We start from the raw sequence: 13,970 nt of genomic DNA on the forward strand, positions 1-13,970 counted from the left end.
GGAGGAACGCTTTCGCTCTCGTGACCGGCGTGAATCCCGAATCGGTGCTTAGGGCTCGACCTTCAGCCTGGGAGTCAGGGTTGAAACAGCTTGCTTGAGTTCGAAGATTTTGAAATGCACTCCAGAAGTCGGAGGATGACGATGAAAAAAGAAAAATTCAGGATGCACTCGAGGAAGAGAATAGCACTCGTCGCGCATGACAACAAGAAGGAAGAGCTTCTGGAGTGGGCGAAATTCAATAAGGATGTTCTCAAGGAACATGAACTCTTTGCGACTGGGACCACTGGCAAGCTGCTCGTGGACACGCTCAAGCTCCGGATCAAGAGGATGCTGAGCGGACCCATTGGAGGCGATCAGGAGGTGGGCGCAAAGATCGCTGAAGGAAAAATAGACATACTGATTTTTTTCTGGGATCCCCTCGAGCCTCAACCACATGATCCGGATGTCAAAGCTCTGCTCCGCATTGCGGTGGTGTGGAACATTCCCGTGGCATCGAACAGATCCTCGGCCGATTTCCTGATCTCGTCGCCTCTTTTTCATTCGGAATATGAACGTAAGGTCGTGTTGAAGATTAGCTGAATCAAACCAGGGCACTATTGCGCCATTAAAATAGACAAATACGACATGGCAATTCTTAATCAAAAGGAGTGAAAGTATGAGAATTGGAATTCTCACGGGCGGTGGTGATGTACCCGGTCTGAATCCCTGCATCAAAGCGGCGGTCTACAGAGCCGAAGATGCGGGGGTCGAAGTAATCGGAATTAGGAGAGGCTGGGCCGGGCTGCTCTATTACAACGTTGATTCAAAGAACAATGATGAATGGATCATTCCTCTCAATAAGCAGAACACAAGAACTGTCGATAGGTCGGGCGGAACATTCCTTCATACGTCGAGGACAAATCCCAGTAAGGTGAAACCGAAAGACGTTCCGGATTTTCTTAGGGATCCGAAAAATCCACCAAAGAAAGATGACGCCCGTCTCGATTTTACTCCGCACGTCTTGCAAGTGTTGGAGAAACTGAAGATCGATGCGCTTCTCCCGATCGGTGGTGACGACACTTTGAGTTATGGCGTTCGTCTCCACAAGGAAGGATACCCGGTTGTCGCTATTCCTAAGACGATGGATAACGACGTGTTCGGAACTGACTACTGCATCGGGTTCTCCACCGCTGTGACGAGAAGCGTAAATTTCATTACTGCTCTTCGCACTCCCGCAGGTTCGCACGAGCGTATCGCGGTTGTTGAGCTTTTTGGCAGGAACTCCGGAGAAACTTCTCTCATCTCGGCCTATCTCGCCGGAGTCGATCGTGCCATAATTTCAGAAGTGGCCTTCGATCCCGAGAAACTGGCGAAACTCCTTCTGGAGGACAAGAAAAGGAATCCGAGCGACTACGCTATCATGACGATTTCTGAAGGGGCACAAATGGTCGGTGGCAAGATCGTCGAGTACGGGCAGGCAGACGCTTACGGCCACAAAAAGCTTGGCGGCATCGGTCAAATTACGGGTGACGCTTTGAAACAAATTACCGGCTCCGATATCATTTATCAGCAAGTTGCCTATCTCATGCGTAGCGGAGAGCCGGACGCCCTGGATAGAATGGTCGCAACAAGCTATGCGAACCTGGCGACAGATCTCGTGATTAAAAAACAATTCGGCCAAATGGTTGCGTTGAAGGAAGGAAAGTATACTCACATACCCATCGACACCATAACGGAAGGATTGAAGCGCGTAGATGTCGGCGAGCTGTACGACACCGATCAGTATAAACCTAAAGTAGCTCACTTGCTCAACAAACCTATGTTCCTCTATTGAGTTGAAATTCTGAGATCAATAAAAGCAGGATGGAATTATCCGTCCTGCTTTTTTATTTGCGGCCAGCCAAGCAACAAAAATTGGTTCCGCAATCCAATCGGCCGTTTCAACTTCTCTCGCTTTGCGATACTTCTAGGACGGGATTCAGATAGCGTTCAATCGGGCAGTGGTATCTGAATCGAAGGGAGAACCCTTCCGGTGAAATGGCAGTGAGTTTCACTATGAGATCTTTGATCATTTAGCTACCGTAAATCTTGCCATCTCAGTTGACATCAGGGCTCGTAGCGTAGAGGGACCAACGCCCGCCAGTTCAACACTTGGGTGGAAGCCACCTGCCGGCCTGTTTTGGGGCCCTACAGGCTTGATTCAAAAATACCCGGGATTCAACTTCTTTCATGAGGCATGTTAGAGAGCGCCGATCAGGACCAGCCATCTGTCCAAAAATGCCCTGTGGTGGGTGTAGGTTAGTGGTGCTGTTGAGCATTTCAACGCCACGACGAATGGAATAATTCGTTTTTTCATCGTTTTGGGTGCGATCACGGGAGTCGCTCTTGGCATTATCCTTGCTTTCTTTTGTCATGACATTATTTGAGAATTCTTAATTACTGCCAAAAGCACAAGAAAAGGAGATTTAAGCTATGAGGAAAAGCTTGCTAACTGTTTCAGCGATGATCTTCCTCTCAGCTGGATTGGCTTACTCGCAAACGACACCGAAGGCTGGCATTCAGATAGTCGGGATGTCCCCCTACATGCTAACGCAACATTATGGTTCCAGTGGTAGCTCAATGTATGCGACTACCGGGCTCAATACTATCGGGGAGAAGACCATAGTTTACCTTCAGGCGATCGATTCTGCGGGAGGCACGATCCAGACTGTAACATGGTCTGTCGATAATCCTGCTGGCGGACACGCCGCTGTAGACAGCCCTTCCGTTCCATTTACTACAATTACCCTTGACACTACTGGCGCGTATACGATTAATCTCACCATAAACACCGCCGGTGGCAACTCACAAACATCGACTGTTATTACTTCTGCAAATTATGTCGGTGTTGGTTCAATGGGCATTGTCACCAATGACAGTGCGACGGCGACCGTCCCCCAGTGCGGAACATGCCATCAGGGTGCGCTTACGGGCTTAGGGTTGGATCCGAATGCGTCTTATTCAAACTGGATGCAAACAGAACATGCCTCGATGTTTAAATTGGGTGTGAACGGGCACATAAGCTCGCACTATGGACAGAGTTGTTTGAAATGTCATACAACCGGTTACAACTCCAATGCGAAGAACGGAAATTTCGCGGACGTAAAGGCTCAGTCCGGATGGACCTTCCCGTCCACATTGGGTGACAGTAACTTTGCACATCTCTATCACACGTCTGCCCAGCTTGCACAACTGGGGACGATCGGGTGCGAAAGCTGCCACGGCCCGGGCGATCAGCACTGGGGAGATGCTTCGAAGATTTCCGTTTCTCTGAACGCATCCGTCTGTTTGCAGTGTCACGATTCTCCTCCGAACGAGATCGAGGGGAGAATGTGGCTGAACAGTCCGCACGACAGTGCGTACACCCAGATCCAAATCGATGATGCGCCCTCGCCGAATTCGGCCTCGTGTGCACAATGCCATAACGGCGCTGGTTTTGCTGACTATGCAATGAATGGCAAAGTAACTCAGTCTAGCTATGCTGGAGTTCCTCTGGCTTGCGCTGCGTGCCACGACCCGCATGACGCGTCCAAGCCTTATCAGCTCAGGAAGGTCACGGCTGATACTTTAACGAACGGGTTTGAAATAACCGGCGGTGGGAACGGACAACTCTGCATGAATTGTCACAGATCGCGCTCGTCGGTCACGTCGACTGTTGCTGCAGGCTATAAGTCGCACTTCGGTCCTCACAACGGTCCTCAGACCGATATGTTCTGGGGACAGAACGGGTATCAATTCGGAGACAACTCAATCACCGGGCTCAACACGCACACTCAGGTTTCTGATGCGTGCGTGACATGCCACATGTCAAGCGTTGGCGTCGATCCGAAGGCTGTCAACATGCTCGGCGGTCACACCTGGAAGATGAGCGGTCCCGACAGCACGGGAGCTATGGTCGACAATACCACGGCTTGCCAGTCGTGCCACGGACCCATAACCGACTTTGATCAGATTCCTGCTCCTTATGACTACGCCGGGATTGCCGGCAGTGGACAGGTTCCGGGAGTTCAGACTGAAGTCGATTCGCTGATGAGCAAGCTGGGCTCCAAACTTCCCGACTCTCTGGTCGCAGGAACGATAAGCACGAGCGGTGCCAAGAAACTCACGAAGGACCAGCTGGGCGCATACTGGAATTATATGCTGGTGCTCAAAGATGGAAGTCACGGTGTTCATAACGCCAAATACACTTTCGCCCTTCTCACGAGAGCCCTTGGCCTACTCACAGGAGTGAAAGTTGTAAGCGACAAGGTTCCTAACACCTATTCGCTGGAACAAAACTATCCGAACCCGTTCAATCCTACCACGACCATCAACTTTTCGGTACCGAAGACCGGAATTGTAAACGTCGCAGTTTACAATTCGATCGGACAGCTTGTGAAAGTCCTGACGAACAACAATTATGTTCCGGGAACGTACCAGATTACCTGGAATGGATTGAACCAGTCAGGAACCTCCGTTGCTAGCGGAGTGTATTTCTACAAACTTGCTACTAAAGATTATACTAGCTCGATGAAGATGGTACTGTTGAAGTAACCAGGAATAGATTCGATGAAAAGAGTCCGTCGTGAGAATATCGTGACGGACTTTTTTATTTCTATGACCGCACTCGCGGAGATAGGAATTCAGTGAAAAGCATCTTCGATAAGACGAATCTTTGTCGTTTTACCGCTTTGTTCCACGACTATCACGTCGAACCTGTAATCAAAATCTCCAGGCTCTCTTGATGAGATAAATCCTTCCGCGACTTTTCTTATTTGACCTTGTTTCCTCGAATCCACCGCTTCCTCACCGCCTCCGTAGGTTTTGCTTCGTCTCGTCTTCACCTCGCAGAAGACAATCAGGTCATCCTTTTTCGCTATAAGGTCTATTTCTCCGCGGTCATATTTAAAATTTCTTTCCAGGATTTCGTAACCCCTCCTTTGGAGAAATTCGGAAGCGAGTTTCTCACCTCTGGCTCCTACGACTTTATTCACCTGCAGCTCCGAACGACGGAATCGTGAAGCTCCTCCTGTGTATCGGTGAATAGCCGTGACTGCGAATGGCCTCAAGATGTTGTGACGTAAGGTATCCCTTGTTCTTTTCGAACGAATACTCCGGGTATTCGTTCGCGTACTGTAGCATCAGCCTGTCCCGCGACGTCTTCGCGAGAATTGAGGCAGCAGCGATTGAATACACGGTCGCATCTCCTTTGACCACAGAGATGCAGGTACGACCGCTTACGTTCAGGAATTTCCCGTCTATCAGGATGACCTGCGGAACCGTGTTCAGAAATTCTATTACCTTCCTCACGGCAAGGCGGGTGGCGTTCAATATGTTGATTGAATCGATTATGTCGTTGGGGATGTGAACGATGGAGAATGCGAGTGCAGTCTCTTTAATACATTCCGCTGCAGCCTCACGCCGGTTTGCCGGGAGTGATTTCGAATCGCGGATATCGGTCAAGAACTTATCAACAGGTAGGATGACAGCTGCCGCCGTGACCGGTCCCGCAACCGGGCCCCTCCCGGCTTCGTCCACGCCCGCGATGTACTTGATGCCATGATGGTACAGGAGCTTTTCAATGTCCTGGGTGGGGGATCTCTTCATTTCACGGGTAATTTAGACAATCTGACTCGAAATATCGCAACGGCGGCAGCCGTTTCCTAGATTGATAATTGACGGTTCGTTTGTTAAGATTACAAAGTGAAGACGATAGCAGCGCTTGTAATTCTTCTTGTGGGATTGGGCAAAGCAGATTCTCGTGAAAAAGTAGTCATGATGATTCGCGTCGATGCAGCGATTACTCCGGCGGCGGCGGAATACATCGTGAACTCGATCTCCGACGCGGAAAAAGGGAACGTTTCGGCTCTGGTGATTGAATTGAATACGCCGGGCGGGCTGCTGGAATCCACCAGGAAAATAGTCCAGGGAATCCTGGGATCATCAGTGCCCGTGATTGTGTATGTTGCTCCGAGCGGCTCACGGGCGGGTTCGGCAGGTGTGTTTATTACTCTGTCTGCAAATATTGCAGCCATGGCGCCTGGAACAAACATTGGCGCCGCTCACCCCGTCGGCACCGGGAGCGAAGACACGTCATCGGTGATGTTCGAGAAGATCACGAACGACGCGGCAGCTTTTGTCCGGGCGATTGCCGAAAAAAGACACCGGAATGTCTCCTGGGCTGAGAATGCGGTAAGGCGGAGCATCTCGAATTCTGAGACTGAGGCGCTCAAAGATGGCGTTATCGATCTTGTCTCCCCGAATCTCGATTCCCTTCTCCATGAGATCAACGGCGAGACGGTGGAGACAAGCGCGGGAAAAGTCGTCCTCTCCACAGAGAATGCCAGAATCCAATTTGTGCCCATGAACTGGCGCGAGCAGTTTCTGGGGATCATCAGCGACCCGAATATCACGTATATCCTGATGATGGTCGGGATTTTCGGGATAATGTTCGAACTCTTCAATCCCGGATCGATACTCCCCGGTGTCGTCGGCGCGATCTCGCTCATACTGGCGTTCTACGCTTTTCAAACCCTCCCAATTAATTTTGCCGGTCTTGCCCTGATTGTTCTCTCGATTATCCTTTTCGTCGCGGAAATAAAAATAGTGACTCACGGCTTGCTGGCAATCGGCGGGGTCATCTCGCTCTTCCTGGGCTCGATCATGCTCATAAGTTCGCCGTTCGAACTGGTCAGCATCTCGCTGACGGTGATTATCACAACTGTCGTTGTAGCTGCAGCTTTCTTCCTGGGTATTGTTGGTGTCGGATTAAAAGCTCAGAGACGCAAGCCGACAACTGGAGTTGAGGGGTTGGTAGGAGAGAAAGGCCTCGCTATGACCGACTTGAGTCCTGGAACCGTCGGACAGGTCAGTGTTCACGGAGAGATATGGAAAGCTACGTCGGATGAAAACGTGAAATCAGGGGAGTCAATCATCGTAGAATCCTGCGTCGAACTGGTTCTGAAAGTCAAACAATCAAAGTAGAGGATTATATGGCTACACCGATCTTGACCATTATAGTAATTTTCGCGGTGTTCTTTCTCGCCAGCGCAATACGCGTCTTGAGAGAGTATGAACGCGCAGTCATCTTCAGACTTGGACGACTCATCGGGGCGAAAGGCCCGGGTCTGATTATACTTGTTCCCATTGTCGACAGGATGGTACGTGTGAGCCTGAGGACGATTGCAATGGACGTCCCGCCGCAAGATATCATTACACGCGACAACGTCAGCATCAAAGTAAGCGCGGTGATCTACTTCAGGGTTCTGGACGCCAACAAGGCGGTCGTCGAAGTGGAGGACTATTTATTTGCCACGAGCCAGATGTCTCAGACCACACTGAGAAGTATTCTGGGACAATCTGAGTTGGACGAGCTTCTTGCGGAGCGCGATAAGATCAACAAGGAACTTCAGGGAATCATTGACAGTCATACCGAGCCTTGGGGCATAAAGGTGTCGAATGTAGAGGTGAAACAAATCGACCTTCCGCAGGAAATGCAAAGAGCTATGGCGAAGCAGGCGGAGGCTGAGAGGGAACGCCGTTCAAAAGTTATAGCCGCAGAAGGAGAATTCCAGGCGTCTCAGCGTTTGGCGGATGCAGCAAAGATACTGAGCGAACAGCCGAGCGCTCTTACGTTGCGATATCTCCAGACCCTCCGTGAAATTGCGACTGAGAACAATTCAACGACAATATTCCCGGTCCCAATTGATTTGTTGACGCCATTCTTGGAAAAGGGTCTCGGAGTGAAGAAGTAGTCGGACGAGCTGACTTGCTCTGATCTGCGAAAAGAAAAAGCCCCGCACGAGCGGGGCTTTTTGTTCATCCACCGATTTCAAAACCTAACTATCAGCTCCAGCTTCCTGAGTTTGTCTCGCCAGTGGTGGGATCAAAGGACGTCCATGTGCCTGATCCAGTTGAGGTCCATTTTACGTCTAGCACCTGAACAGCTCCTGATGCCGGGCCTTCGTATACCACCAGTTCTCCGCTCTTGTCCGTATTGTTAGTGAACACTTGCTTGGCGACCTGAGCGCCGGTGGTGTCGTTGACAATGATGGTCCCGGTCAGGGTCCCAGTGGAACCTGTCGACCAGGTCACCGCGTATGCCGCTATGGTGGAATTGACATAGTAGAGTGTCCAGCTCCCTGATTTGCCGTCAGTGGTCTCAGACCCGTTCAGAACAGTCCAGTTGCTGAACGTTTCGCTCGACCCACTGCTGGTGAGGGTTCCATTGTAAACAAGCTTCCAATCGTACCCGTTACTACTCGAAGTGGCGGACCAGGTAGCCGTGAATCCTTGAATCGCCGCGTACGTCCAGGTCCAGGTATTGCCGGATTGAGTTCCGCCGTTGGCTGTGTAAAATCCAAGGTATCCGGTTACGTATGCATTGAATAAGCTGGCATAACTTTTTGCTGTTACGGCTCCTTGGCTCGTGTCTGCACTTGCGGAAGTTGAGGTCGGGCCGGCGAATGTGGGTGCCTTTAGGACCGGCGCAGTTCCGGAAGGGCTGGTACTCTTTGAGCAACCTACCAGAAGAAGGCCGGCTATAATTGCCGTGCCGACTCCCGCTACGAATTTTGACATTTAATTACCTCCTCTTATTTTGAATGTGTTATTAGTTGTCCATGCCACAAATTTCCGATAAGCTAACCTGTCTTAGGGACATAGGCAAGCGGAATCTGCCACGTCCCACGATTACCACTAACAGCAAAAATCAACGAAAAGTTGCCTTCGATAGTGCCTTAAGCTAAATTCTGATCGGAGGTTAGTCTATGAAATGGATGCTTTGGCTCCTCATGTTCGGGTTGTCCTGGACTGTCTCAGCCCAGGAAATCGAGAGCACTGTTACCATAAACTCAGACGCGCTGCCGAGCGGAACCGATAAAGACAACATAGCAAATCTAGCCCGCGATCTCCAGAATTACATCAACAGCTACAGGTGGACCGGCGAGGAATTCAAAGGGCCCAAGATCAAAGTCACGCTTTCAATCCAGCTCCAGACGGCCTCCAACGGGGTATACACTGCGCAAGCATTCGTCGCAAGCCAACGTCCGATCTTCAAGTCGAACGACATGTCTCCGATGGTCAGAATTCTGGATAACGCATGGCAGTTCAATTATGCCAAAGATCAGTCGTTATATCACGATGAGTTTCATTTCAACGCGCTCACTGGATTCGTAGATTATTATATGTATGTCGTTCTCGGATTTGATTACGATTCGTATGATCCGTTGGGAGGGAGCAAGTTCTTTCAGCGCGCCTCCAACATAGTGGCACAGGGACAGAATGGCGATTATCCGACAGGCTGGCAACCCGGAGGTTCCGGAACTTACTCGCGGAATGCTCTCGCCGCCGACGTGCTGTCGGGAAAATATGAAGAGTTCAGGAAAGCATTTTGTGATTACGAATACAACGGAATAGATCTTCTTTCCACTCAAAAGGATACGGCTCAGGCCGCATTAGCCGCGGCATTAAATAAAATCGCTGATGTTGTAATCCAGAACGGATCCCGCAGCGCACTGGCGAAAGTCTTCTTTGACGCGAAGTATTCCGAAATTGCAGATGCTTTAAGAGATTATCCGGATAAGGGAATACTTCAAAAACTTTCGGTTGCGGACCAATCACATCAGAGTACTTACCTGAAATACGTGAACTGATCCGCGTCAAGGTCAAACTTTAATCTCGGTCGGCGGAATCTGCCGCCTGTCACAAAGGGCATTGTGATATGTCAAACGCTGGTCGTGCATCGTGGGTAACTCTTTTCGTAGCTATCGTTTTGTGTCTTCCTACCGAATCGCGTGCAGGCTTTGAAAGGAGATTCGCCGGTGCGAGGTCACTTGGAACCGGCGGGGCGCTGTGTTCGGTGGGAGAAGATCCGTGGTCGTTCTATTTCAATCCGGCACGCGCTGCCCAGATCAGGGAATTGAACATCTTTTATGTCCCCTCCGTCCTTGGTGTCGAGGAAGTGAAGGCCACCGGCCTGGCCTACCGCGACTATTTAGGAAATGTTGATATCGGTGCCTCTGCGCAGACTTTCGGATTCGATCTGTACAGGGAATCTGTCTTCAGCCTTAACGTGTCAATGCCGGTTTACGAATTTTTGTTTGTGGGAATGAACCTAAATGGAAATCACCTATACATCGACGGGTACGGTACTGATTTCTCCGTCAGCGTTGACGCCGGTGCACGAATGTTCTTGTCAGACCACTTTTCCTTTGCCTTCGGCGCGACGAATGTAAATTCCGCGTCGATGACCCTGTCGAATGACAGACTGCCTCAAACTTTTTCGGCTGGAATTGCGTTCCAGTCCGGCCAGCTTAATGTCGGGATCGAGTATTTCAAAGAGCTCGGCTTTCCCTCATCTGCAAGAATAGCCGCGGAGTACTCCCCGACAAAATTCCTTATACTCCGGTGCGGCTCAGCCAGCGGGATGAATACTTTCAACGCAGGAGTCTCTCTGAAGTTTCTATCTTTCGAATTCGAGTATGGAGCCGCTTTTCATCAAGTGCTGGGGACGACTCACTCGTTCGGTTTGTCCATCAGATTGCAGGACGTCTTCGGCTCCGAATTCGAAAAGATTCTTGACCGGAGGAAGATATTAAGGGGTGAATGAAACGTCCGCTGGTTTTCATTCTCGTCTCTTTCCTTCAAGCTGCGGCGATCGCCCAAACAGGGGAAGACGAGATAAAGATGGAGAACTTACAAGAGTCGCTTCAATCGGCAAAGGTAGACGCGGATGAGCGAGATGAAGAGTTCAACCTAAATACTATCTCCGAGCCCGAACTTCTATCGATTCCATCCATGACCCGGCAATTTGCTCGTGCAATAATCAGCTACCGGGTAAGCAACGGTCCCATCCGGTCATTTGATGAGCTGAGGGCGCTTGAGGGTTCAACGCCGGACTTGATCTCCATGTTGCGACAACACGCTAAGATCGCTTTGTACAATGGTCCAACGACCGAGCTTTCAACGTATGCCGCTTTCTCGCCCGAAAAGATTGCGATTTATCGTGACGCGGATGGCGAGAGCGGCTTCAGAAATTTTCAGAAGTTCGGGATCAAATATGGGAACATCGAAGCGTATAGTGTCACGGACAAGGATGCGGGAGAGAGAGATTACCTCGATTTCTTCTCCGCATCGGTTCTTGTCCGGAATGTTCTCTGCTTTTCGGCGTTCGATGTGGGAGACTACACACTGAGCCTGGGAAACGGGATGCTTTTTTCCAAACCCGGGATGGCTACGAAGTCATTCGAACCGGTATCGCCGCTTTTTGAAGGAGAGCCTTACTCACTCAAGCCATACTGGTCGCGATCGGAAAATGGTTTCCTCAGGGGCGCTGCAGTTGAAATGCCGTCAGGCGATTTTGATTTTACATGCTTTGTTTCGAGAAAAAGCCTAAGCGCCTCATTCGACACCAGCGGCAGAGTCTCGTCGATTGATTACACTGGATTGTCCACGGCCACGTCAGGAAATGGAACCGAAAGGAAACTTGGCGAATCAGTTTACGGCGGTATAGCCGGATTTAACTCGGGCTTGACATACTGTGGAATGGCAGCGGCATATTTCGATTATGATCACCCATTTCAAAACTATTACAGAGAGAGGAATCTCGACCTTGAGATGTATCTGCGGTCGCAGTTCGATAACGCAGAGATTTCAGGTGAAGTAGTATCGGCCAGGACGACATCATTCACAGCGAACCTAGACCTTGATTATCAGGACGCGGAGTTTTGCGTCGGCTTGCGGAATCTGAGAATGGAGATTGCCCCGGTCTATGCCGGTGTCATATCCGAGACTTACCCGCTGTCTCCGGAGGAGGGAATATATCTTGGGACCACGTTACGTCCCGTCAAGCATGTCAAGATCGGATTTTATTATGATCGATTCCGCCTGATTTCTCTGTCGGGCAAACCCGATCGGAACGGCGAAGAGATACTTGCTGAATCATACATCAACCTCTCTGAAAGAGATCTTCTCGATGGCGGGACGCTCTACTTTCGCTACAGGTACAAATCAAAGGAGGACTACTACCTGATCGTGGACGATTTACCGGCAGCTCAATCGACCATGGAGGGCTCGAATCAATCTGTCAGGATAGAAATCGCCGATAGATTCTCGGCGTCGTACTCCGCGAAGTTAAGATTTGATAAGATTTTTGTTTCATCCGGAGAATCAGGAGAAATGTTGCTTCTCACAACTGACTTTAGTTCGGCTCCACTGAAGATAACCTCTGCGATCTCGGTTTACAGGACCGACTCATACTTGTCAGGAATTTACGTTTCGGAAAAAGATTTGCCGGGTGTAAGTCAGCTGGTGGTTCTATATGGAGACGGCGCCAGGATGTCTCTTCTTGCATTGTATTCTGTGTCGAGAGCTGTTTCGGTCAGCTGCAAACTTTCAAGGGACGTCTTCAACGCGAAGCGTGAAGTCTCTCTCGGCAAAATTTCCAATTTCTTCCCGGCCCTGACGTATGTGGGCTTCGAGTTAAGCTTCAAGTTCCGCTGAGACAAATCCAGAGGGGTGAACCCGCCTTTCTTTGGGTCAATCTCATTTCACCAGGTGCCTCCCATGCGGTCGGAATTGCATTCTGGTCTTACGAATTGTTTTCATCTTTCGGCGGAAATTTCTATTATTAATAAATTGTGTTTTGAATTTATCACAAAGTCTGCTGATCGGCTCGAATAGCGTGATCGAAGCGGAAAAATTTCATCTATTCATGAGTACGCATAAGTGAAACCTACATATTCTGCATTGGTATTTGATCTTGGGAATGTGCTTCTCCCATTTAATTATGAGATAATCCTTTCTGGTCTGGATAGGATTGAGATTGGACTCGGGGAAAAATTCAAGCGTTTCTACAGAACCAATTACGAATTGCACAGAGAACTCGAGTGCGGAAAGCTGTCCGAGGGGAAATTCCTTGAGATCGTACTCGGTGCACTCGACAACAAATTATCGAAAGAAGATTTCTGCGAATTGTATTCGAATATCTTTACGGTAAACAATGAGCTTGTGCGCATTTTGCCTGCACTGAAGAAGAACTACAAACTGGTTCTGATGTCGAACACGAATGGAATCCACCAGCGGTACGGATGGGGGAAGTATGAGTTTCTCAAAGTCTTCGACAAGCTTGTTCTTTCGCATGAAGCGGGCGCCGTCAAGCCTGAGCCGGCAATCTATAAGGCAGTTGAGGCGTATACCTCGGCTCAGCCTGAGGAACATTTCTATACGGACGACATTGCGGAATACATTGCTGGTGCCAGACTTCTCGGCTGGGACGCAGTCCAGTTCACGGGCAACGGGGAACTGTTCACTGAAATGGATAAGCGTGGAATTCGTTATTGACTGCCGCTATCCAGCGCGAGTTATCGGTATCCACGGAGCAACGAGTTAAATTTATTCCAATCGAACAACCAGGGATCCGTTTTCCTTCCGGGAGCGATATCGCTGTGACCCAAAATGAATTTAATAGTGTATTCCGCTTTGAGATGAGATACAAGTTTCGCGAGTGACGAGTACTGGCCTTCGGTGGGACCGTCGGTTTCGGTATTTATGATTTCTATTCCTATCGAAACCTGATTGACGTTGGTGACGCCGTCCGGAAGGCGGCTCTTTCCCGCGTGGTAGGCTACATCTTCCTCTTTAACGAGTCTGTGAATACCTCCTTCTCGATCGATGATAAAATGCGGTGAGACGTTTATCTCCTTATACTCGTCGAGTATGCCGTTGAGGCTGAACGAATCGGGTGTGAGCGCGTTGAATGAAGAATGGATAATAATTGCTTCGACCTTGCGCGGCCAATCGGACTTTTTGTGGCCCCAGTCGATCAGATGGTCGATGATCATCAAATGCATGGACTTCGTAGAGTCCGCCGAAACGGTTTGCTGCTGCGGGGTAAGAAGTAGAAACATGATCAGCGATAACATATCAGCGGACAGTATATGACAAGAGAAAAAAATAAAAAAGCCGCCGGAAGG

13 protein-coding genes are annotated in these 13,970 nt (G+C 49.7%); 9 read left to right on the top strand and 4 right to left on the bottom strand.

The window, feature by feature from the left end:
* Positions 1-141 precede the first annotated feature (141 nt).
* The 3 genes from VIS48_16085 (at position 142) to VIS48_16095 (ending at position 4,551) form a co-directional block, all read left to right on the top strand.
* The gene (locus VIS48_16085) at positions 142-579 is read left to right on the top strand and encodes a methylglyoxal synthase (GenBank protein ID HEY9167673.1); all 438 of its coding nucleotides are present in this window, start codon (positions 142-144) and stop codon (positions 577-579) included.
* Positions 580-655: 76 nt separating this feature from the next.
* On the top strand, positions 656-1,813 hold the full coding sequence (locus VIS48_16090; protein ID HEY9167674.1) for a 6-phosphofructokinase: 1,158 nt from the start codon (positions 656-658) through the stop codon (positions 1,811-1,813).
* Between the two features lie 638 nt (positions 1,814-2,451).
* A complete protein-coding gene (locus tag VIS48_16095) occupies positions 2,452-4,551 on the top strand; it encodes a T9SS type A sorting domain-containing protein (GenBank protein ID HEY9167675.1) in 2,100 nt (699 codons plus the stop codon).
* A gap of 89 nt (positions 4,552-4,640) precedes the next feature.
* Here the strand turns inward: VIS48_16095 and VIS48_16100 are convergent, their stop codons facing one another.
* Together VIS48_16100 and VIS48_16105 are read right to left on the bottom strand one after the other, a co-directional pair.
* Positions 4,641-4,991, bottom strand: a complete 351-nt coding sequence (locus tag VIS48_16100; GenBank protein ID HEY9167676.1) for a YraN family protein — start codon at positions 4,989-4,991, stop codon at positions 4,641-4,643.
* Entirely contained in the window at positions 4,984-5,604 is a 621-nt protein-coding gene (locus tag VIS48_16105) for a ribonuclease HII (protein HEY9167677.1), read from the bottom strand. Before VIS48_16105 ends, VIS48_16100 begins: the two co-directional genes overlap by 8 nt.
* A 96-nt stretch (positions 5,605-5,700) precedes the next feature.
* Here VIS48_16105 and VIS48_16110 point away from each other — a divergent pair, with 96 nt between their 5' ends.
* Complete coding sequence (locus VIS48_16110; GenBank protein ID HEY9167678.1) at positions 5,701-6,981, top strand: nodulation protein NfeD; 1,281 nt, start codon at positions 5,701-5,703, stop codon at positions 6,979-6,981.
* An 8-nt stretch (positions 6,982-6,989) separates the two neighbouring features.
* The gene (locus VIS48_16115) at positions 6,990-7,751 is read left to right on the top strand and encodes a slipin family protein (protein ID HEY9167679.1); all 762 of its coding nucleotides are present in this window, start codon (positions 6,990-6,992) and stop codon (positions 7,749-7,751) included.
* 91 nt (positions 7,752-7,842) lie between these two features.
* Here VIS48_16115 and VIS48_16120 read toward each other — a convergent pair whose 3' ends face one another.
* Positions 7,843-8,577 carry a hypothetical protein gene (locus VIS48_16120; protein ID HEY9167680.1) on the bottom strand — a complete coding sequence of 245 codons (735 nt, stop codon included), beginning with the start codon at positions 8,575-8,577 and terminating at the stop codon, positions 7,843-7,845.
* Positions 8,578-8,765: 188 nt separating this feature from the next.
* On the opposite strand from VIS48_16120, the gene VIS48_16125 reads away from it, so the two are divergent.
* The 4 genes from VIS48_16125 (at position 8,766) to VIS48_16140 (ending at position 13,338) form a co-directional block, all read left to right on the top strand.
* Positions 8,766-9,650 (top strand): DUF4835 family protein, encoded by an 885-nt coding sequence (locus VIS48_16125; GenBank protein ID HEY9167681.1) that lies wholly within the window; start codon positions 8,766-8,768, stop codon positions 9,648-9,650.
* Positions 9,651-9,718: 68 nt separating this feature from the next.
* Positions 9,719-10,606: a hypothetical protein gene (locus tag VIS48_16130; GenBank protein ID HEY9167682.1), complete on the top strand. Its 888-nt coding sequence runs from the start codon at positions 9,719-9,721 to the stop codon at positions 10,604-10,606.
* A complete protein-coding gene (locus tag VIS48_16135; protein HEY9167683.1) occupies positions 10,603-12,498 on the top strand; it encodes a helix-hairpin-helix domain-containing protein in 1,896 nt (631 codons plus the stop codon). Before VIS48_16130 ends, VIS48_16135 begins: the two co-directional genes overlap by 4 nt.
* A 225-nt stretch (positions 12,499-12,723) precedes the next feature.
* Entirely contained in the window at positions 12,724-13,338 is a 615-nt protein-coding gene (locus tag VIS48_16140) for an HAD hydrolase-like protein (GenBank protein ID HEY9167684.1), read from the top strand.
* A 20-nt stretch (positions 13,339-13,358) separates the two neighbouring features.
* On the opposite strand, the gene VIS48_16145 is transcribed toward VIS48_16140, so the two are convergent.
* Positions 13,359-13,904, bottom strand: coding sequence for an N-acetylmuramoyl-L-alanine amidase (locus VIS48_16145; GenBank protein ID HEY9167685.1), 546 nt, complete (start codon positions 13,902-13,904; stop codon positions 13,359-13,361).
* Between the last annotated feature and the right edge of the window lie 66 nt (positions 13,905-13,970).

Source organism: Candidatus Kryptoniota bacterium (genome assembly GCA_036567965.1).
Classification (GTDB): domain Bacteria; phylum Bacteroidota; class Ignavibacteria; order Kryptoniales; family JAKASW01; genus JAKASW01.